This window comes from Marinoscillum sp. HNIBRBA16962 (assembly GCF_057801515.1).
The window spans coordinates 5464464-5486174 of the sequence record NZ_CM173603.1 but is presented as its reverse complement, the minus strand read 5'-3'; the positions used below and the strand labels follow the sequence as shown (position 1 = coordinate 5486174).

At 45.4% G+C, this 21711-nt stretch carries 9 protein-coding genes and 1 tRNA gene; 8 read left to right on the top strand and 2 right to left on the bottom strand.

Features of this window, described 5'->3' with window-relative positions:
* The first annotated feature begins 257 nt into the window (after positions 1 to 257).
* Complete coding sequence (locus AC3E9V_RS22710) at positions 258 to 1235, top strand: DUF1259 domain-containing protein (RefSeq protein ID WP_488750462.1); 978 nt, start codon at positions 258 to 260, stop codon at positions 1233 to 1235.
* 720 nt (positions 1236 to 1955) lie between these two features.
* Here AC3E9V_RS22710 and AC3E9V_RS22705 read toward each other — a convergent pair.
* Positions 1956 to 2040, bottom strand: a tRNA-Ser gene (locus tag AC3E9V_RS22705).
* Positions 2041 to 2544: 504 nt separating this feature from the next.
* Between AC3E9V_RS22705 and AC3E9V_RS22700 the strand changes: the two genes are divergently transcribed.
* The 5 genes from AC3E9V_RS22700 to AC3E9V_RS22680 are packed head-to-tail and all read left to right on the top strand — an operon-like array spanning position 2545 to position 10321.
* Positions 2545 to 6588 carry a response regulator gene (locus tag AC3E9V_RS22700; RefSeq protein WP_488750461.1) on the top strand — a complete coding sequence of 1348 codons (4044 nt, stop codon included), beginning with the start codon at positions 2545 to 2547 and terminating at the stop codon, positions 6586 to 6588.
* A 12-nt stretch (positions 6589 to 6600) separates the two neighbouring features.
* On the top strand, positions 6601 to 6996 hold the full coding sequence (locus AC3E9V_RS22695) for a response regulator (protein WP_488750460.1): 396 nt from the start codon (positions 6601 to 6603) through the stop codon (positions 6994 to 6996).
* A complete protein-coding gene (locus AC3E9V_RS22690; RefSeq protein ID WP_488750459.1) occupies positions 6993 to 7832 on the top strand; it encodes a CheR family methyltransferase in 840 nt (279 codons plus the stop codon). Before AC3E9V_RS22695 ends, AC3E9V_RS22690 begins: the two co-directional genes overlap by 4 nt.
* Positions 7810 to 8409, top strand: a complete 600-nt coding sequence (locus tag AC3E9V_RS22685; protein WP_488750458.1) for a chemotaxis protein CheB — start codon at positions 7810 to 7812, stop codon at positions 8407 to 8409. Before AC3E9V_RS22690 ends, AC3E9V_RS22685 begins: the two co-directional genes overlap by 23 nt.
* A 4-nt stretch (positions 8410 to 8413) precedes the next feature.
* Positions 8414 to 10321 carry a PAS domain S-box protein gene (locus tag AC3E9V_RS22680; protein WP_488750457.1) on the top strand — a complete coding sequence of 636 codons (1908 nt, stop codon included), beginning with the start codon at positions 8414 to 8416 and terminating at the stop codon, positions 10319 to 10321.
* Positions 10322 to 10446: 125 nt separating this feature from the next.
* Here the strand turns inward: AC3E9V_RS22680 and AC3E9V_RS22675 are convergent, their stop codons facing one another.
* Complete coding sequence (locus tag AC3E9V_RS22675; protein WP_488750456.1) at positions 10447 to 14553, bottom strand: hybrid sensor histidine kinase/response regulator transcription factor; 4107 nt, start codon at positions 14551 to 14553, stop codon at positions 10447 to 10449.
* Positions 14554 to 15042: 489 nt separating this feature from the next.
* On the opposite strand from AC3E9V_RS22675, the gene AC3E9V_RS22670 reads away from it, so the two are divergent.
* Together AC3E9V_RS22670 and AC3E9V_RS22665 are read left to right on the top strand one after the other, a co-directional pair.
* Positions 15043 to 18186, top strand: a complete 3144-nt coding sequence (locus tag AC3E9V_RS22670; RefSeq protein ID WP_488750455.1) for a rhamnogalacturonan lyase family protein — start codon at positions 15043 to 15045, stop codon at positions 18184 to 18186.
* Positions 18187 to 18640: 454 nt separating this feature from the next.
* Positions 18641 to 21556, top strand: a complete 2916-nt coding sequence (locus AC3E9V_RS22665) for an RICIN domain-containing protein (protein WP_488750454.1) — start codon at positions 18641 to 18643, stop codon at positions 21554 to 21556.
* Positions 21557 to 21711: the final 155 nt, after the last annotated feature.

Here is a 21711-nt window from a genome sequence, read left to right as displayed (position 1 = left end):
TAGTATACGCCCTTCCATTTTCTTCAAGACATTTTACCCGCGGAATATTTGAGGCCTCATCGATCAGACCCGTTCTGAAACGGGTACAAAAAAAGCAGGACCGAATCGGCTCTGCATTTTTATTTATGAGGGAGTCTATTTTCCTTTGAATTACTCTGCTGCAGGATAGCCATAAGGCCCGCCTACAGAGATGATAGCATTGTCTTTTCTTGTCACTTCTTTAAATTGTGATCTATTCAATTATTAAAAAAAGAGCTATGGAAAATACAAGAAAGAGAAGTGTCCTTTTGAATACCGTTTATCAGACGATAGCCTGCCTGGCAATGGCACTGGTAATATCCTGTAACCAACCGGCTGATAAAAAGGAAGAACAATCAGATCCTGACCAGGGAAGTGTTACAGACGTTACATTAGACTCACTTGATATTTCGGCAATTGAAAATGCACTCGGTGATCTGAAAGGAACCGAAAAGAATGGAGAATATAAAGTAGTAGTACCTCAGAATGATCTTAAAATCATGGTAGATAGCTTTCAGATCATTCCGCCCATGGGATTGGGAAGCTGGGCCGCTTTTGCTCCTGCAAAACAGGGAGCTATGCTCATGGGTGATGTTGTAGTCACAGAAACCGATCTGTGGCCTGTTCAGCAGGAAGTCATCAAACAAGGTCTTACCATCACGGCTATTCACAATCATTTTGTCAGGAACAATCCCAATGTAATGTATATGCACATTGGAGGCATGGGTAATGAAAAGGAACTGGCTGCTAAAGTAAAAGCAGTATTTGACAAAGTCACTGAGGTCCGTGGCAGCAATCCATCGAGTGGTCCGGCCACTGAAGTAGAAAACTCCCTGGATACTGAAATGATTGCTGAGATATTGGGCTACGAGGGCAAGATGAATCGAGGCGTTTATAAAGTCACCATTGGACGTCCGGATGTGAACTTAACTGAGCATGGTGCGCCAGTAAGCACGTTTATGGGATTCAATACCTGGGCAAGCTGGCAAGGCACCAATGAAAAAGCTGCGGTTGCAGGGGACTTCACTATGCTGGCAAATGAAGTGGCCCCGGTGATCAGGGCTTTGATAGAAAATAATATTGAAGTGGTAGCAGTTCATAATCACATGGTTCAAGAGCAGCCAAGGATCTTCTTTTTACATTACTGGGGTGTGGGACCTGCTAAAAAACTGGCACAAGGACTCAGGGAGGCATTAGACATGACCGGGACACAGTAAAACGCTAGTGTTCTTCTTACGATTTTTCACTTTATAAGGCATCGCACCGGCGAACCGCCCCGGTACCTCGTGGGTCGACGGTTTTCAGACGCGAACGGCTAGTTCGCCGCATTCGACCGCATTAAAAATTAAAGTGGAATTAACATTAGGGGTTAAAATGCAAAAAGCCCGATGCTATGCACCAGGCTTTAGGTTGCAGAGGCGGAGGGATTCGAATCGCATCGGCGAACCGCCCCGGCACCTCGCGGGTCGACGGTTTTCAGACGCGAACGGCTAGTTCGCCGCATTTCGACCTCATTAAAAATTAAAGTGGAATTAACAATTAGGGGTTAAAATGCAAAAAGCCCGATGCTATGCACCAGGCTTTAGGTTGCAGAGGCGGAGGGATTCGAATCGCATCGGCGAACCCCGGCACCTCGCGGGTCGACGGTTTTCAGACGCGAACGGCTAGTTCGCCGCATTCGACCTCATTAAAAATTAAAGTGGAATTAACATTAGGGGTTAAAATGCAAAAAGCCCGATGCTATGCACCAGGCTTTAGGTTGCAGAGGCGGAGGGATTCGAATCGCACCGGCGAACCGCCCCGGCACCTCGCGGGTCGACGGTTTTCAGACGCGAACGGCTAGTTCGCCGCATTCGACCGCATTAAAAATTAAAGTGGAATTAACATTAGGGGTTAAAATGCAAAAAGCCCGGCGCTTTGCACCAGGCTTTAGGTTGCAGAGGCGGAGGGATTCGAACCCCCGGTACCTCGCGGTACAACGGTTTTCAAGACCGCCGCATTCGACCACTCTGCCACGCCTCTGTGATCTCTGCTTATTATTTTATTTAGTCAAAATTCCGATCATCTTTTGAGGCGGCGGTTCCGCCGCATTCGTCGCGGACGGCTAGTCGCGTCCGGCTAGGACACTCTGCCACGCCTCTGTGATCTAATTTTGATTACGATTTAAGTCGAATTGTTAACCTGTACCTCAGGTTCCCTCCCAAATCGGATCGCAAAAATAAGTGAATTGAGACAATTGCCAAGGGAGACCATAACTTTTTATCCGAGAAAAAGTCCTACACGGTTATTTCAACCCCATGGAAGAGATCTTATCTTACTAACCAGGGTTAATTTCTTAGTCTTATCGTAACCTTATTAATCTCTTAGTAAGCTAGCAATCCGGAGCGGAAAGTCGAGTTAATTTCCCGGTAATGGGCGAATATTCGAATATGCTTGAGGTCGCTATATGTAAAAAAACATATCAATCCTGTGAAATATTGGATTTTCATTGTATTTTCATAGAAAGCACCGCGATGTTCAACTGCTATGAAATTCATTAAGAACCTTTCGATCAGGAATAAGCTCATTCTTATTTCCATTATACCCTTTTTGGCTATGCTCTTCTACCTGGTCAGCTCTCTGTCAGAAGATCTGGATAACCAGCGTCAGGTGAACGAGGTACTCACCGATGTGGTGGAAGTAGACGGCATTTCCGGGATCATACATGAACTGCAGATGGAGCGAGGATTGACATTTCGTTATTTGTCCAATCCGAAAGCGTTTGATCCCGGGGAAATTACCAAGCAGCAGATAGTCGTCGATAACACGGTCATGGAAGTAGAACGAGCTGCTGAAATTGAACTGGAGACCGACAGTGGTTTGGATGTTTTTGAAAAGTTGAATTCCCTGAGAAAACAAATAGGCCCGGGAACAGATCCGGAAACCATTTTCTATGAGTACAATGCTATTATTAACACATTTATAGACAGGATCGATCAGATCTCAGACAGTACGGCAAATCCCGAGATCAAGGAACTGTTGCAAACCCATGTATTTTTACTTTACTCCAGGGAGTTTTTGGGTCGCATGCGCTCCAGGCTTTTCAATAATATACTTGAAGGAGGCTTTTCTGATTATAAGATCACTGAGTTTGGAACCCTGGTAGGCAAGTATGAGATCAATCTGGAAAGATTCAGGAAAAGTGCTCCCGAACCCCTTGCACAATACTATGATGAGAATATTTCCAACCCCTTGCTCCGGAAAGCTCTGCAGATCATGGATTCGGTACTTTATAACCCTGACTTTTTGGACTTTCCTTATGGCTCAGACGAATGGTGGACTTCTGTGACTGCCTACATAGATATTCTTAAGGGAATTGACAACCGGTCCATTGACCACATCATTTCTACTGCTGAAACACGCCGGTCCATGATCCGTGAAGCTATCATCACCAATTTGTTGATCGGATTGGCCATCGTTTTGCTGATTGCCATATTGGTGGTCTACATTACCAGGTTAATTTCTGCATCCGTTGCTCAGATCGGCTATGCAGCTAATAGCATTACCAGAGGTGAAACCGACTACAATTTAAGGGTTGACACAAAGGATGAAATCGGAACTCTGGCTTTGTCGTTTCAGGAATTGCTCAACACAACCAAAAACTTTGCCGAGGTAGCGGATAGGATAGGAAAGGGAGACTACTCTTCCGAGATACAACTCAGAAGTGAGAATGACACCTTAGGGATAGCCCTCAGTGCTATGAAAAACAACCTGATGAAGTTTTCGAGGGAGAACGAGACCAGGACCTGGCTGCTAAGGGGAGGCACCGATCTCAATGACCGTCTGCGTGGTGATAAAACCGTAAAACACCTCGCTCAGGAAGTGATCAATCACCTGGCCGAATATACAGGTGCACAGATCGGGGCGATCTACATGGCAGAAAATGGTGCACTCACACTTGCAGGTAGTTATGCTTTTTATCACCGGAAAGAAAACAAAAATGTGATCAAGCTCGGAGAAGGCCTGGTAGGACAGGCAGCTACTGAGCGAAAGCCTATCATCTTTTCAGAAGTTCCTGACACCTATATACGGATCAATTCAGGCCTTGGCAATTCCGCGCCAAGAAATATTTTGGTATACCCATTTCTTTACAATAATGAGCTGAAGGGTGTCATTGAAATGGGATCTGTGGCCGAGTTCAGTGACCTGCATTTACAATTCATTGATGAAGTGGCTGAAAACATCGGTATTGCCTTCAATGCTGCGCAATCGCGAGATCAGCTGAAGGAGCTACTTGAAGAAACCCAACGACAAGCCGAAGAACTGGAAGCCCAGCAGGAAGAGCTGAGACAGTCCAATGAAGAGTTGGAAGAAAAGACCGATCTGCTGGAAAAATCAGAGTCAGAGCTGAAAGCCCAGCAGGAAGAGCTTCAGCAGACCAATGAAGAGCTGGAAGAAAAAGCAAACCTGCTGGAAATGCAAAAACAGAACCTGGAAGAAGCCAAACTGGACGTGGAAGTAAAAGCCAGGGAGTTGGAAGTTACCAGCAAGTATAAATCAGAATTTTTGGCCAATATGTCTCACGAATTGCGTACCCCGCTAAACAGCATTCTGATCCTCGCTCAACTGCTTTCTGAAAACAAAGCGCAGGTGCTGGGCGAGAAAGAAATAGAGTTTGCCAAAAACATCTACAGCTCCGGTACCGATCTGCTCAACCTGATCAATGAAATACTGGACCTTTCTAAAGTAGAAGCGGGCAAAATAGAACTGGAGGTAGAGGAGCTGGACCTGACAGATATGACGAGCCATCTCAAGCATTTGTTTGACGAGATGGCAAAAAGTAAATCCATCACCTACACTTTTGACCTGAAAGACAAGAAACTCAAACAGCCCATCAAAACGGATAAATTACGGCTGGAACAAATCCTCAGAAACCTGCTCTCAAACGCCTTCAAATTTACCGATAAAGGAGGCAAAGTACATACAGCGTTTAAGGTGGTAAAGCCGGACAGCACCATCATGAATGAAAAGCTTAGAAAGCTGGACGAACTTCTCGCTATTTCGGTGGAGGACAATGGGATTGGCATTCCCGAAGGCAAGCAGACCATGATATTTGAGGCTTTTCAGCAAGCTGATGGATCTACTAAACGCAAATATGGAGGAACCGGCTTAGGCCTGTCAATCAGTCGTGAGCTCACCAGTGCACTCGGGGGTGAAATCCACTTGGAGAGCACTGAAGGTGACGGCAGCATTTTCACAATCTATCTGCCTCTGGTCTTTGACCAATCACTCGTGCAGGAATTTGATAAAAAGGTTTCCTTGGGTAGAAAAACTGGTAAAACTGAGAAGAAACCACTTGTAGCAAAGCAAACAAAAAATGAACCGGTGGAAGATGACCGGTACAATATAAAAGAAGATGACAGGCTGGTGCTGATCATTGAAGATGATCCCTCATTTTCAAAACTACTACTCAACTTTGTCAATGAAAGAGGTTATAAAGGCATTGTCGCTCAGCAAGGCAACACCGGCCTGAGCCTGGCAAGGTATTATCGCCCTCATGCCATTCTCCTGGATATGAAACTTCCGGTAATGGATGGGACCGAGATTCTGAAGCACCTGAAGAGCGACCCAGGCCTGAGGCACATTCCTGTGCAGATCGTTTCAGGGTATGACACCCGCAAAGAAGGACTTGAACTTGGAGCCTTTAATTTTATAAAGAAACCTATTGACAATGCTATCTTACAGCAGGTTTTTGATCGCATTGAAGAGTTTATCAGTAAAAAACTAAAAAAACTGCTGATCATAGAGGACAACAAGCAGCAAAACAAAGCCATCCGTGAACTGATCGGAAACGGAGACATCAAGTCCTACTCAGCATATACCGCAAACCAGGCCATAAAAATGCTCAGCAAAGAGGAATTCGACTGTATGATCATAGATCTTGGGTTGCCGGATATGAATGGGTTTGAGCTTCTGGAAAACATCAGAAATCAACATCCTCAGAATCAGACACCCATTATAGTGTACACTGGTAAAGAATTGGAAAAGAAAGAAGCTCAACGACTGGAAAAACTGGCCAGCACGGTGGTCCTGAAAACAGTAGATTCAGTAGAGCGGCTGCTGGACGAAACCACTCTTTTTCTTCATAGGGTAGAGTCACAACTCTCTAAGGAAAAGCAAAACATCATCCGAAAGCTCCACCGCACTGACGAAGTACTCAAAAAAAGGAAAGTACTCATTGTAGATGATGATATGCGCAATATTTTTTCGCTTACCAATGTCCTGGAGGATGAAGGCATGATTTGTCTCACGGCGGAAAATGGCAAAGAGGCCATTTCCTTGCTAAAGAAAGATCAGGATGTAGACATCATACTGATGGATGTAATGATGCCGGAAATGGACGGGTTGGAAGCCACTTTGGAGATTAGGAAAATGGATAAATTCATCAAAACACCAATTATCGCCCTTACGGCAAAGGCTATGAAAGGTGATCGTGAAGAATGCCTGAAGGCCGGCATGTCTGATTACATATCAAAGCCCGTGGACCTGGACAAACTGCTTTCACTGATGAGGGTATGGTTATATAGCTGAAAATATGATGGAATGGATGATCAGGATAAACTTAGGGGACTAAATGTTTTGGTAGTAGACGATGATCCGAGAAACACTTTTGCCATGGTCAACTACCTGGAATACTGTGGCTCCAATGTTCTGGTTGCTGAAGACGGATTTAAAGCCCTGGAATCCCTTGCAGCAAATGGCGATACGGTGGACATCGTTCTCATGGATATGATGATGCCGGAAATGGATGGGTACGAAACGATCAGACGTATAAAAAATGATCTGTCCCTGAATGAGATCCCGATCATAGCAGTTACGGCCAAAGCTATGGTCGGAGATCGGGAGAAATGCCTGGAGGCCGGAGCATCAGAGTACGTTGCAAAACCTGTAGACCTTAATGTTTTGAATGAAGCAATATACGGATTGGTAAATAAATGATAAAGATCGATGACCTGCAAAAGTTTATTACCGTAATCAATAACCAGTATGGTTATGATTTTAGCGGGTATTCAGAAGCATCATTTTTAAGACGAATTGAATATTTCATGGGGAAGAAAGAGGTACCCTTACTTTCTAAACTGCTTACAAGGCTCCTCACCGAAGAGACCTTGTTTGAGGAGTTTGTACAAGCCGTTACTGTGAATGTCACGGAGATGTTCAGAGATCCTACTTTTTACAAAAGCCTGAAAAAAAACGTATTTCCCCGATTAGCTACCTATCCAATTATCAAAGTCTGGGTAGCTGGTTGCTCCACGGGAGAAGAAGTGTACTCCCTGGCAATATTACTACATGAAGCGGAGCTTTTACAGCGGTCTATCATTTATGCCACAGATATTAACCAGCAAGCGTTAAGAAAGGCCAAAGAAGGAGTATATCAGTTAGGAAACATGAAAGGGTATACTATGAACTACCAAAAATCAGGCGGTGAAAATGCCTTTTCAGATTACTACACTGCCAAGTACAATGCAGCACTAATAGACCAGATGCTGCGAAAAAATGTAATTTTCTCAGCACATAACCTGGCCCTGGATCAGTCTTTCAATGAGTTTCAGCTGATCTTATGCAGAAATGTGTTGATCTACTTTAACCAGGACTTGCAAAACAAGGTGATCAACCTGTTTTATGATAGCCTTTGCCCATTTGGGTTCCTGGGATTAGGGAGTAAGGAATCCCTGATGTTTACAGATAAACGCAACTATTTCAGTGAAATAGATCGAAAGGAAAGGATCTTTTGTAAAAAGATTTACCAGGATGAATTATCAACAAAAACCTGAACTTGAAGCCATTGTCATAGGTGCATCAGCCGGTGGGATGCAGGCATTGAAAACGGTATTGCAAGGCCTCCCTTCTACATTCCCCATACCGGTTATTATTGTTCAGCACCGGGCAAAAAGTGAGAAAGAGCTTTTGGAAAAGGTGTTGCAAGCCCATTGCAGGATCAAGATCAAGCAAGCGGACGAAAAAGAAAGCATTCAACCCGGAGTGGTATACATTGCGCCTCCAGATTATCATTTGCTTGTAGAGCGAGACTTCACCTTTTCACTTTCTGCGGATGAGTTGTGCAACTTCAGCCGGCCCTCGATCGATGTACTTTTTGATACAGCGACAAAAGCCTACGGCAAAAAACTGATCGGGATCATACTTACTGGGGCCAACAGTGATGGAGCCCAGGGCCTGGCAGGCATAGCACTTGCCGGGGGAATGACTATAGTACAAAATCCGAATTCTGCGGATTTTCCGATGATGCCTCAAGCAGCTATTCAAACAGGCAAAACAAAACATGTTTTGGAATTGGATGAAATTGCGGGATTTCTTATGAGACGATTAAATGTGAGTGTTAATCAATTGTGATGCCATGAAAAAAAAGATTAAGAAAGCAACCATACTACTTGTAGATGATAATATAAAAAACATTTATGCATTGGAACAGATATTGGGTTCACCAGACAGGAACCTTATTCATGTAACCACAGGTAACCAGGCATTAAAAACGGCCCTGAACCAGGAGTTAGATATGGTAATTCTGGATGTACAAATGCCTGGCATGGATGGGTTTGAAGTGGCTCAAATCCTTAAAACAAACAAACGTACCCGGAATATTCCCGTGATTTTCGTGTCTGCGGAGAAAAAAGAACACGAATCGATCCTAAAGGGGTTTGAAGAAGGTGGGGTGGACTATCTGTCCAAGCCTCTTGACCCTGAACTGACAAAAGCTAAGGTGGCAGTGCTTCTAAAGCACTATTTGCAGTACAAAGAGCTGCTGGAAAAAAATCAAACCCTGGAAAAGTACAATCTCCTTATCAATAACTCAGCGGACATCATTTGTATTCTGAACGAAAGAGACCTGGTCTTTGAAGAAGTTAATATGGCTATTAGTCATTTGCTGGGTAAGTCAGCAGAAAGGATCAAAGGAACTTCACTGGAGAGTTACCTGATCAAAGATGAAAGAATACGAATTAAAAACCTTATCAGGAATAATAGTAAAGAGCAGTTTTCATTTGAAACATGTGTTCACGGAAGCAATGGGGACTTGCGGTGGCTCAATTGGAATATTGTAAAAAAAGATGGGTTGTTGTTTGCCAATGCCAGAGACATCACAGAGATCCGTGAAGTAGAAGAAATAAGAAAGTACCTGGCTATAGTGGTGAAACAGTCACATGATGCCATCTACATGTATAATCCTGAGGGTAAAATAATCTCCTGGAATCTGGGAGCTGAAAAGATCTATGGGTTTTCAGAAGAGGAGGCCCTAAACATGAACGTCTGGAACATTGTGCCTGAGCACCTTATGATGGAAACCCAGGAAACCATCGAACGCCTGCTGCACAACAAAGAGGTCAAAACACATGAGACCAAGCGTTCCACTAAATATGGCAAGATCATTGACGTGATGTTTTCTGCAGCCATCATCACAGATGTCAATGGGGAGCTAAAGTCTGTGGCTATAACGGAAAGAGATATTACCGAGCAAAAGAGAGCTGAGAATGAAATAAAACAGCTAAACGCCAACCTGAAGGTAAAGCTGGCTGAGTTGGAGCTAAGTAACAAAGAGCTGGAATCCTTTTCCTATTCTATTTCACATGATCTAAAAACCCCACTGTTTTTTATAAAAAATGGGATAAAATTGATTATGGATGATCATTCCGATTTATTCGATATCAAATTGTCAAAAATAATTGGCAATATAAGTCAGAATGTAAATGGCTCGATCGAACTCATAGATGACCTGTTAAAATTTAGCAGATCCGGTAAGAGTGAACTGGAGTTAGAATATACGGACCTCAACGAGCTGGTAAATGAGGTGGTAAAACAGATCTGGAATCAAGGGAATAATTGCAAAATCATTATAGACCAGATGGAACCTGCCTATTGCGATAAGACACTGATTTTTCAGGTGTTTTCAAACCTTATATCTAACGGAGTGAAATATTCGCTTAAGAAAAGGAAACCCCGCATCCAGGTAGGCTCAATAATGGGTGAGGAGGATATTATGTATTTCGTAAATGATAATGGGGATGGTTTTGAGATGAGCGATAAGAATATGGAGGATCTCTTTGAGCCTTTTAAAAGGCTCCACAGCAGTGAAGAGTTTAAAGGAACCGGTATCGGCCTGGCATTGGTAAAACGTATCATAACACGTCATGGAGGAAGAGTCTGGGCTGAAGGAGAAAAAGGCAAAGGCGCTACCTTTTATTTTACACTTCCTGTTGAGAAAGACCTTGATCCTGAAATGGAGTCAATGGAGAGTTTTTCTCCTTGGTGATGAGGAGAGTAAAAAATATCCGGATTCACCGGGGTCATATCATATCTTCGTGGTATTACGAATCAAGTATACTCGAATGTCCTTTACTGCCTTCAATGTGTCCGCACATGGTAGTTCCATACATGCTACTCTACCGAATCCGCTATTTCAACCATATTATGGTTAGCCATCTTCTGCTGATACTCCTTTGGTGTCATCCCAAACTCTGTCTTGAAGCATTTTGAGAAATAGGATAGGCTGGAAAAGCCCACCTTATACATGGTTTCGGAAACATTACCTTCATTGTTTTGCAGGATCAGCGAGGCCTTTTTGATGCGGTATTTTTTGATAACATCCTGCGGAGACCGGTCGGCGAGTGCTTTCATTTTGCGGTAAAGGTGAGTAGAACTCATCCCAATCTCGTGACTGATCATTTCTACACCAAAGTTTGGATCACTGATATTGGCTTCTACGATGTCCATGACCCGCTTGATGAACTTGTTGTCCATGTTATCTTTAGCTTCAGGGGTATCCTGCTGGTTTACCAGCTCTGTCCTGAAGTAGCGGTTCAGTTCCTTTTTCCGGTTGATCAGGTTGTTGATATGTGCCTCGAGCAGGTCTACTTCAAAGGGCTTTGTGATGTATACATCAGCTCCTCCCCGAATCCCCTCCAGTCGCTGCGACTCCAGGCTTTTTGCTGTGAGGAGGATGATGGTAATGTGGCTGGTTTTAGGGTTTTCTTTGATCTTTTTACACATGGTGAGGCCGTCCATCACCGGCATCATAATGTCTGAAATGATCACCTCTGGCATAAAGTTGTTAGCTTTGACCAGCCCTTCTTCTCCATTTTCAGCCACTACAAAATTGTATTTATGGCCCAGACTGGTACGGATAAATTCCACCATGTCATTATTGTCTTCGATGATCAGTACCAGTGGATTGTCAGATTCCAGGTCCAGGTGATAGGACCTTGAGCCCTGCGCCGGGGCATAAGCAGACCGGGTGGCCAGCAGGTTGATCTCATTATCCGTTGCTGAGTCGATGGGTAGGTGGGATTTGCCCAGCGGTAAGTGGATCGTAAAGGTGGTGCCTTTTCCCACCGCACTTTCCACTTCAATATCTCCGTGATGGAGTTCAATGTATTCCGCAGCCAGGGTAAGCCCGATACCACTGCTGGCATTCATCCTTTTGCCATCCGGAGACTGGTAAAAACGTTCGAAGATGTGGTTTTTTGCTTCATCGGAGATCCCGATTCCTGTGTCGCTGATCCTGATCTCGAACGAACCTTCCTTAAACCGGCCCGCACTTTCATCCACATGGACCGATATGGAGACCTTACCTCCCTTTGGGGTAAATTTAAAAGCATTTGAGAGCAGGTTGAACAACACAGTCTCTATCTTCTCTCCATCAATCCACACTTCATAAGATTCGTGTGAAGTGTGGAAGCAAAGGGAAATTTCATGTCTGCAGGCCTGATCTGAAAACAGGTTGACCACCTCTTTGCAGAAGGCAACCAGATCAATCTTTGAAACCTTGATCTGCAGGGTTTCATTTTCCAGCTTGTTGAAGTCGAGGATCTGGTTGACCAGTCTTAGTAGCCTCACCGAATTTTTTTCTGCCAGGGAGATCAGCTGACTACTGTCACTATCCAGGTTGCCCTTCTTTTGAAGCTCATGAATGGGTGGCAGGATGAGGCTGATCGGGGTGCGAAGCTCATGCGAAATGTTGGTAAAAAATTCCTCTTTGGTGCGTTCTATCTCTTCGGCATGTTCTTTCTCCATTTTGATGATCCTGAGTTCATTTCTCAGATGGACCCTCGCTGAATATACCCGCAAAGCATAGAAGACCAATCCCGTGATCACGATAACGTACAATGCAATGAAGCCATTGCTCAGTAAAAGCGGGGGTCTGATAGTGAGTGCAAGGCTTGCTGTCTGGTCACTGGCTACCCCGTAGTTGTTAGTGCCTCGTACTACGAAAGTGTAATCCCCGGCGGGGAGGTTAGAATATACCGCAAAATTTTTCAGTCCTGAAACGTGATTCCACTCCTTTTCCAACCCTTCCAGCCGGTATGAAAACACATTCATAGACGGTTGCCAGTAGTGGAGTGAGGAAAACTCAAAAGCCACGGAACGTTGTGCATATTCCAGAACAAGGTCTTTTGTGAAAGCTATATCTTTCCGGAGAAGCTCTTTGCCATCGATTTTTTCGCCGATGGAGACATTCCGGTTATTGATCTCCATGGCTGTGATGTAAATATTTGAGTTGAAACGATTAGGCTTAGCATCTTCCGGAGAGAAAATGATGTACCCGTTATCCCCTCCAAAGATGATCTTGCCGGTTTCTGTAACAGCAGCGCATCCGTAGTAGAAGCTCTTTAAAGGCAGATCCTTGTCCAACGGATAGATCTCTATATTTTGGGTTTCAGGGTAAAATTTCTGAAGGGAGGTGCTGGAAGTGCTCCAGATGTTCCCTCGTTGGTCCTCAATGATGCTGCTTATGATCACGTCATTTCCGGTAGTGACCGGATGAAAGATACTTTTTTCCTCTTCAGGGAGGTACTGGACCAGTCCGTTTAAAGTGCCGGCCCACAGGTGTCCTGCACTGGAGAAGTAAACACTGTAGATCATTTGCTTGCCGGAGGCTTTGCTGAATGATTCGATGCGCTTTTTTGAGAAGGTTTCAGGATCCACCTTATAGAGTTCATCAAACTCAATCACCCAGATAAAACCCTTTCCGGAAGCGATCTTTTCTGACCCTGATTCCAGCCCTTTGACCGGGATAAATGAAAACTGCCCCGGTGATTCTCTATCAATTCCTTCAACTTTGTAAAGTCCGCCCTCCCAGGCACTCACCCAGAATGATCCGTCGCTGGTCCTCAAAAACTTACCGATGTAGTTGGAGGTCAACCCATTAGAGCCATTGGCGGTTACAGAATACATCTTTTGTTGGTTTTCATCCCAGATATTGATGCCTCCGGCGGTTCCGATCCAGATGCGACCATACTGATCCTCCTCCAGGGCAAATACATTGTTGCGCGTGACAGTTGATGAGCTGATGTCAAAGACTCGTCTGGCGCCGGATTTGGGATCTATACGAACCACCCCGTGTAGTGTGCCCAGCCAGTATATCCCGTTGGAGCTGATCAGGATGGATTTTACCTGGTTCCCGATACGCTGGCTTTCCATGGCATGAGAAATTTCATGATATTCATAAAAATTTCCTCCACTATTGATGCGGCTTAGCCCATTGGACGTAGCCAGCCAGATCACACCGCTCCGGTCCCGAAATATCTGCCAGATCACATTATTTGGGATGGAGTAGGGTAGCTGTGGATTGTGAAAAGCCGCGTCAACGGTCTTCTGCTTAGTGTGAAAAATATTCAGACCAAAATCCGTCCCCAGCCAGAGATTGGAAGCCTCATCGGTATAGATGCATTTGATCACTTCGTTGCTAAAGCCTGCATCTTCATTACCAAAGTGCTCAAATGATCCTGTTTCTGTGTTTACACAGTAGAGTCCTGTTTCCGTACCCACCCAAATGGTCTGGCCGCCAGCATCATGCTTTGGTTTGATGTCCAGGATCAGGTGATTGTGAAGAGCGGGGCGGTAGGTGCCCTTGAGGTCCAGAGTGCGAAAGCGATCTTCTTCATGCGGCAGTTTGTTTAGCTTGTCATAGGTCCCTACCCACAGATTTCCGGAAGCGTCTTCATACACAGCGCGGATCGTATTGTGGCTGAGCCCGCTGTTGTCGCTGGTATACAGTTTGTATGCACCTGTATCCATGGAGTACCGGATCAATCCCTCATTTGTCCCGACCCATAAGATGTGATCTTTACCCTTGTATAAGGTTCGGATGGCTGTCTTTTCACCAAGGTTGATGCGTGTTATCCTGAAGGTTTCAATATTGATCTTACACAGACCATTCCATGTCCCCACCCAGATATAGTCGTCGCAGGCGAGTAATGTGCCTATCTCATTGTATGGAAGCGAGTTTAGAGATTCATTTTTCTTAAAGATTTTGAAATCATAGCCATCATACCTTGCCAGTCCGCTTCCAGTCCCGATCCAGATGAAATCGTGCTTATCCTGAGCAATGGCCCCAATGATATTGGAAGGGAGCCCGTCCCTCATGGAGAGGTTTGAAAAGAAAGGCGAACCTGCGGCCTGCACTATTTGAAAGGTCAGCAACATGGAAAAAGTTATTCCAAATCGATAAACATAAGGGGCTATGTTTCCTATGGTTGACTGCATTTCCTGTATTGCTAAATTTTGAATTTACTAGTGTCTTTAAATCGCTACTTTAAAGAATCGTCATCTCTATTTATTAAAAAATAAAGATTTTCTAACAGAATGTACTAAAAGTGTTGCCTTGTGTAAGATAGTTATTCCTCTTCGAAAAGTGGATATCCTACTTTTATGAAAGGTAAAAGTCGCCAAATGAAAATGTAAACTAATCAATCGCCAGATGAGTAGCTAGGCTTAGTAAATTATTTGTTAAACACAAAACCATAAGTCTATGAGAAAATTTTATTACCTATCAAAGGTTTTTGTTTTACTCTTTGCCCTCATCTTATCGGGCAGGGTGTACGCTACAAGCGAAGTTTGGCTTTCAGGAAGTGGTCACCTTTATTTCAACTTTTGACTGCAACGATCGACGCGTATAACATAGGATAAGAATTACAAATCAAACGATAAAAATGTCAAAAATTTAATTCAACTAATTACTAAAAAGAAAACGCTATGAAAAAAGTAATTTCACTAACAATGGTTTTATGCCTTGTGCTTTGTGTTAAAGTTCTCGGTCAATCAGAGATGATGGATCGTGGTGTTGTTGCCATTCAGTCAGATGATAACATGTTTATTTCCTGGCGGCTGTTTCAATCCGATCAGGAGGGTATTGGTTTCAATATATACCGTTCCAATGAAGACGAAGAACGACATCTGCTGAATGACGTACCCATAAGACATGGTACGAATTACGTTGACAAAACTGCAGATTTAACTAAATCCAATGCTTACTCTGTAGTACCTGTATCTCCGGATGGGACAGAATTAACGTCCCCAAATGCCCGGACAGCAGGAACAAATGAAGTGGCCGCGACCCAGGCAAATGCTATTACCCTTAATTTGAGAAATGGACCTGAGATCCATTTCGCCTGGATAGGCGACCTGGATGGAGACGGAGATTATGATTATATAATTGATCGACTGGACTGGGGCACCAGGACCTACCTTGAAGCTTACTCAAACAATGGTACTTTCCTTTGGGATATTGACTATGGCCCAAACAGCGCCAATACGGATAATATCTCACCCGGATCAGCTACAATTGACGTGGGCCATTGGGATGGTGTGACTGTTGCTGACCTGGATGGAGACGGCCAGGCGGAAGTCATCACAAAAGTAGCTCCCGGCGTTCGTTTGGGAAATGGTTTTGTTTGGGGAGGCAGCAATAATAACCATCAGTGGCTGGCTGTCTTAGACGGAGCTACCGGTGGCTGGCGAGCTGATGCACGGATCCCGGACGATTATATTTCCACTGGACCTGTGGCGTGTCAGTTAGGTGTGGGTAACGGGAACGAGATATTCCTTCATGCCAAAAACAGGAATTCCAATGGCTCTTTTAACGCCATCGATGCTTGCTATACCTTTAGTGGTTCGGATCTTTCCCTTAAATGGAAGGAGACCGGAGGTTTCCCACAGGGACATCAGATACGCGTGGTGGATGTAAATGAAGATGGTGTTGACGATTTGGCGCATATCGGATTCGTGCGTGACGGGAATAACGGAAGCATTCTCTACAGGCTCGATAATATAATACACGGAGACCGCTGGCACATAGGCAAGTTTGATCCTGACCGCCCCGGCTTGCAGGGATATGGTGTACAACAGAACAGCCCTGGTAATATTATTGAGTATTATTATGACGCCAGTAACGGTGAGATACTATGGACGCATCCCGGAGGATACGATAATGGCCGTGGAAATGCAGCCGATATTGATCCCCGTTACGATGGTTACGAGGTATGGTCTTTTGAGGGAATTTTTAACGGACCTACCAATACCCGAATAACCCAGGAACCGGATCGTCCGTGGCCAAATTTCAGAATTTGGTGGGACGGAGATAATGGTAGCGAGCTGTATGATAACGGAGAAATCGAGGCCTGGGATTACAACAACAACTGGACTGTAACTTTAGAAGACGTAAGTGATTATGGCGCAACCGGTAGTTACAGGGGCGCGCCATTATTTTATGGTGATTTTCTTGGCGACTGGCGTGAGGAAGTGATTTTGAGGAATTCAAGTAACAACCAGTTAATCATATTAACAACCGACATTCCTACATCCATCAGTCGGCCGTCACTGATGGAAGACAGGTATTATCGCAACGACCTTACCGTCAAAGGATATATGCAGTCACATCACACGAGCTATTATATTGGCGAAGGTGGAAGCAGTTGTGACCCAACCGCTATTACACCTTATGTCCAGGTCAATGGCGGCTCATGGCAGGAAACCACCAGTGTAACGGTAAACTCCGGCGATGAGGTGGTATTCGGTCCTCAACCTGTGAGTGGAGGGTCCTGGAGCTGGAGCGGTTGCGGAACCTCCGGTTCATCGCGTGAGCAGACGATCTTTCCGACCAGTTCGTGTACAGCCACGGCTACTTATACAAATGATTGCGGTGCGCAAAGTTCTCAGGCTTTTAATGTAACCGTCGGTGGCCAACCCGGGACAGGTGTTTGGCTGGAGTCCGAATGTGGGTCTGTCGGTTCGCTCTGGAATACCTCTTCCAGCTCCAGCGCTTCTAACGGACAGTACGTTACCATTCAGTCCGGAAACAACAGTACCGGCAGTGCCCCCAGCAGCACCAGCGGCCATATCAATTATACCTTCGATATCAGCTCTGGCGGGGACTATACCCTCTGGGCAAGGGTAATTGCTCCAACTCCAAATGATGACTCTTTCTGGATACGAATGGATGGTGGCTCCTGGACCAATTGGAATAACATTGCCCCCGGCACCACCTCTTGGACCTGGGACGATGTGACCACCTACAACCTGAGTTCGGGCAGTCATACCCTGACTATCGCCTATCGTGAGGACGGCACTCAATTGGATAAACTCTATCTGACAAGCTCCGGATCTCCTTCTGGCACTGGCGGTGACGCCTCCAACTGCACTGGTGACCCCTCCGATTATGTCCAGTTCCAAAACCGCGGAACGGGATTGCGTCTCGACGGTTTGGGCCGTACCACTAATGGCGATGCCTGCGGCCAGTATGCAAACACCACCCATGTTAACTCACACTGGGAGCTGGTGGATGTTGGTAGCGGATACTATCAACTGCAGAACCGGGGAACGGGACTATACCTTGATGGCATGGGCCGCACTACTAATGGGGCTGATTGCGGGCAGTGGGCCAACACCACACACCAAAACTCGCACTGGTCCATACAGCAGTATGACGGAAGCTACTACAGGATCCAAAACCGTGCTACAGGATTGTACCTTGACGGTCTGGGCCACACTGGTAATGGAGATCCCGTAGGACAGTGGGCCAATACCACTAGTCAGAATGCACAATGGCAGATGATCAGCGTGAGTTCAGGATCCCGTGAGGTCGATGAGGTTACAGGAGCTTCAGACGAACCGGTCCTGTTCTATCCAAACCCTATGGATAAAGTACTGAATATCCGTGTGGAAGACAATGATGGATCAGCCGAGGCAAGGATCTTAAATGTGTCCGGTCAGGTTGTGTTCAGTACGCGGCTTACTGATCAGGATAACAAGGTCGACGTACAGCATCTGCAGCAAGGTATATATTTTGTTGAAGTGAAGTCTGCATCCGGTACCGAGAGGTTCAAGCTGATCAAACAGTAATATCGAGACTTTGCATCATTAGGATAAGCCTCTAAACCCTCTTCTACTAAGAAGGTGGGTTTAGGGCTAACTATCCTGAAATAGGTTTGGATATACTCGCAATGGCTGAGCATAAATTAACCGCATTTTACGGGTCGTATTATTGTCCATAGAATCAAAAAGTATGTCCATTTTCAAAAATGATACTATTTGTACCTTTAGTTACTGTTACATATTTCCAGGGGATTAGCAATGTTATTTGCGTTTTTAAAAGGGGGTTATTCAATATATTTGCATATAACGTAATAATATTTAAAACAATACGTTCAAAATTTTCCCATAATAGTATAAACCCAAATGAGATCAGAGGTTTTAGCTATCTCGCCGCCCATTACCATCGCCACTTAATGATTTTATGAAAAGGTTGAACAGACTTTTGAATCAATAATCAAATTTTAAACAAACCAACTATACCATGAAACATTTAAGAACAACGATTACTTTACTTCTACTGGCTGCTTTTTCAGTGGCACTTCATTTAAGTGTTGAAGGCCAGGTAATACAAAATGATGTCTTTTGGCATGATACGAATGGTAATCCGATCTATTCCCAGGGCGGAGGTGTGCTGAAAGTTGGCGACACGTACTATTGGTACGGCGCGAAGTACAATGGCGCCATTACCTATTACAACGATCCATACTCCGGGAAGAATGGTGACACTGAATTTCTTGCCATTACATGTTATTCTTCAACAGACCTGGCTAATTGGACGTATGAGGGGGACGTGATGACTCCTGCTGATGGTTTACAAGCCGGCTGGGTCGGTCGCATTGGTTGCGCATATAACGAGCCAACCGGTAAATATGTGTTGATTGCCCAAATGTATCCCGGTCTCGCATTTGGCACCAGCGACACGCCTACAGGCCCTTTCACCCTGGCGGCTACTCAGTCGACCATCGACAATGTGGTCAACGACATGACCGGAGACCAATCGGTATTTACCGATGACGACGGGCAGGCTTATCTGGCTTTCTGCAACGTGGAAGGAAGGAATAACCAATATATTTCGCGGCTCCGCCCTTCTGATTATTTATATGTAGAACCGGCAACACGAATTCACAGGGCGTCCTCAGGACGTGAAGGGAATGTATTGTTCAAGCACAATGGCACCTATTATTTCATTTCGTCGGACCTTCATGGCTGGAATACATCCCAAACGTACTGCATCACAGCAACAAACATTTGGGGGCCTTATTCTAATGAATTTGTGATTCAGGGTACACAGGATGATTACTCGCACGTAACACAGAGCGGTCTGGCAGTAACGGTGAATGGCTCATCCGGGTCTTTTGTCATATTCGGTGGCGACCGGTGGGCCGACTTTGCCGGAAATGGTGTCGGGTATAATCAATGGTGTCCCATTAGTTTCAACGGCTCAACACCAATCTTTCATTCGCTCAGTCAATGGAATATAAATGCATCTGCAGGTACATGGTCTGTTGGTAGCGGAAACAACTATGTGTTGAATCCGAACTTTGAGGCGGACAGGATCGATGTAACCAACATGAGGGGATGGACGAACTGGGTAGGTAGTGGCAGCAACCCCAATGGAAATTTGCAGAGTAGTCATTTTCCCGGACGCTTTTGTTTGGAGCAATGGAGTTCCGGCGCTTATGAAGCCAGCATATTTCAAGACATCTCACTTCCTAACGGAACGTATGAATTAACCGCATGGGTTAGGAGCAGCGGTGGTCAAAATGCGTCGCGTATCTATGTCAAAGATTTTGGAGGCAGTGAAAAGACTTATTCAATTAATCAGTCATTAAGCTCCTGGACTGAAATCACCATTCCCGACATCAATGTGACTAATGGGTCAATCGAAGTTGGTGTATACTCCAATGCGAATGGGGGCAACTGGGTGAACGTAGATGACTTCAGTCTTGTTCAAACAAGCAGCGACTGCAACCCAACCTCTATCACACCTTACGTTCAGGTAAATGGTGGTTCATGGCAGGAAACCAGCAGTGTAACGGTAAACTCCGGTGATCAGGTGGTATTCGGTCCTCAACCGGTGAGTGGAGGGTCCTGGAGCTGGAGCGGTTGCGGAACCTCCGGTTCATCGCGTGAGCAGACGATCTTTCCGACCAGTTCGTGTACAGCCACGGCTACTTATACAAATGATTGCGGTGCGCAAAGTTCTCAAGCTTTTAATGTAACCGTCGGTGGCCAACCCGGGACAGGTGTTTGGCTGGAGTCCGAATGTGGGTCTGTCGGTTCGCTCTGGAATACCTCTTCCAGCTCCAGCGCTTCCAACGGACAGTATGTTACCATTCAGTCCGGAAACAACAGCACCGGCAGTGCCCCCAGCAGCACCAGCGGCCATATCAATTATACCTTCGATATCAGCTCTGGCGGTGACTATACCCTCTGGGCAAGGGTAATTGCTCCAACTCCAAATGATGACTCTTTCTGGATACGAATGGATGGTGGCTCCTGGACCAACTGGAATAACATTGCCCCCGGCTCCACCTCCTGGACCTGGGACGATGTGACCACCTACAACCTGAGTTCGGGCAGTCATACCCTGACTATCGCCTATCGTGAGGACGGCACTCAATTGGATAAACTCTATCTGACAAGCTCCGGATCTCCTTCTGGCACTGGCGGTGACGCCTTCAACTGCACTAGTGACCCCTCCGATTATGTCCAGTTCCAAAACCGCGGAACGGGATTGCGTCTCGACGGTTTGGGCCGTACCACTAATGGCGATGCCTGCGGCCAGTATGCAAACACCACCCATGTTAACTCACACTGGGAGCTGGTGGATGTTGGTAGCGGATACTATCAACTGCAGAACCGGGGAACGGGACTATACCTTGATGGCATGGGCCGCACTACTAATGGGGCTGATTGCGGGCAGTGGGCCAACACCACACACCAAAACTCGCACTGGTCCATACAGCAGTATGACGGAAGCTACTACAGGATCCAAAACCGTGGAACAGGCTTGTACCTTGACGGGCTGGGCCACACTGGCAATGGAGATCCGGTAGGACAGTGGGCCAACACAACCAGCCAAAATGCACAATGGCAGATGATCAGCGTGAGTTCAGGATCCCGTGAGGTCGATGAGGTTGCAGAAGTTTTGGAGGAACCGAAAACGATCCTGTTCTACCCGAATCCTATAAACGAAGTATTAAATATCCGGCTGGAAGACAATAATGGATCGGCTGTGGCAAGGATTCTAAATGTGTCCGGGCAGGTTGTGTTAAGCAAAAAGCTAACCGGGCTGGATAATCAGATTAAAGTGCAGAAATTGCCGAGCGGAATATACTTTGTAGAGGTGACGACTTCTTCTGGAATTAAAAAGTCAAAGCTGATCAAGGAGTAAAATCAGTTCGTTCTGGATTTTTGATCCACAATTCCTTAAAACCCGGACCCTTGGATCCGGGTTTTATTTTAGCCGTCCAACGAGCCACTGCCAGCTTTGATGCCCCCAACCAATCAATTTCAAAAAGGATAGCGGCTAATCACACTTTATTTATT

Bases quoted from the DNA above. Each gene is read 5' to 3' on its own strand.
- AC3E9V_RS22710 (WP_488750462.1), top strand. From the start codon at position 258: ATGGAAAATACAAGAAAGAGAAGTGTCCTTTTGAATACCGTTTATCAG.
- AC3E9V_RS22700 (WP_488750461.1), top strand. From the start codon at position 2,545: ATGAAATTCATTAAGAACCTTTCGATCAGGAATAAGCTCATTCTTATT.
- AC3E9V_RS22695 (WP_488750460.1), top strand. From the start codon at position 6,601: ATGGATGATCAGGATAAACTTAGGGGACTAAATGTTTTGGTAGTAGAC.
- AC3E9V_RS22690 (WP_488750459.1), top strand. From the start codon at position 6,993: ATGATAAAGATCGATGACCTGCAAAAGTTTATTACCGTAATCAATAAC.
- AC3E9V_RS22685 (WP_488750458.1), top strand. From the start codon at position 7,810: ATGAATTATCAACAAAAACCTGAACTTGAAGCCATTGTCATAGGTGCA.
- AC3E9V_RS22680 (WP_488750457.1), top strand. From the start codon at position 8,414: ATGAAAAAAAAGATTAAGAAAGCAACCATACTACTTGTAGATGATAAT.
- AC3E9V_RS22675 (WP_488750456.1), bottom strand. From the start codon at position 14,553: ATGCAGTCAACCATAGGAAACATAGCCCCTTATGTTTATCGATTTGGA.
- AC3E9V_RS22670 (WP_488750455.1), top strand. From the start codon at position 15,043: ATGAAAAAAGTAATTTCACTAACAATGGTTTTATGCCTTGTGCTTTGT.
- AC3E9V_RS22665 (WP_488750454.1), top strand. From the start codon at position 18,641: ATGAAACATTTAAGAACAACGATTACTTTACTTCTACTGGCTGCTTTT.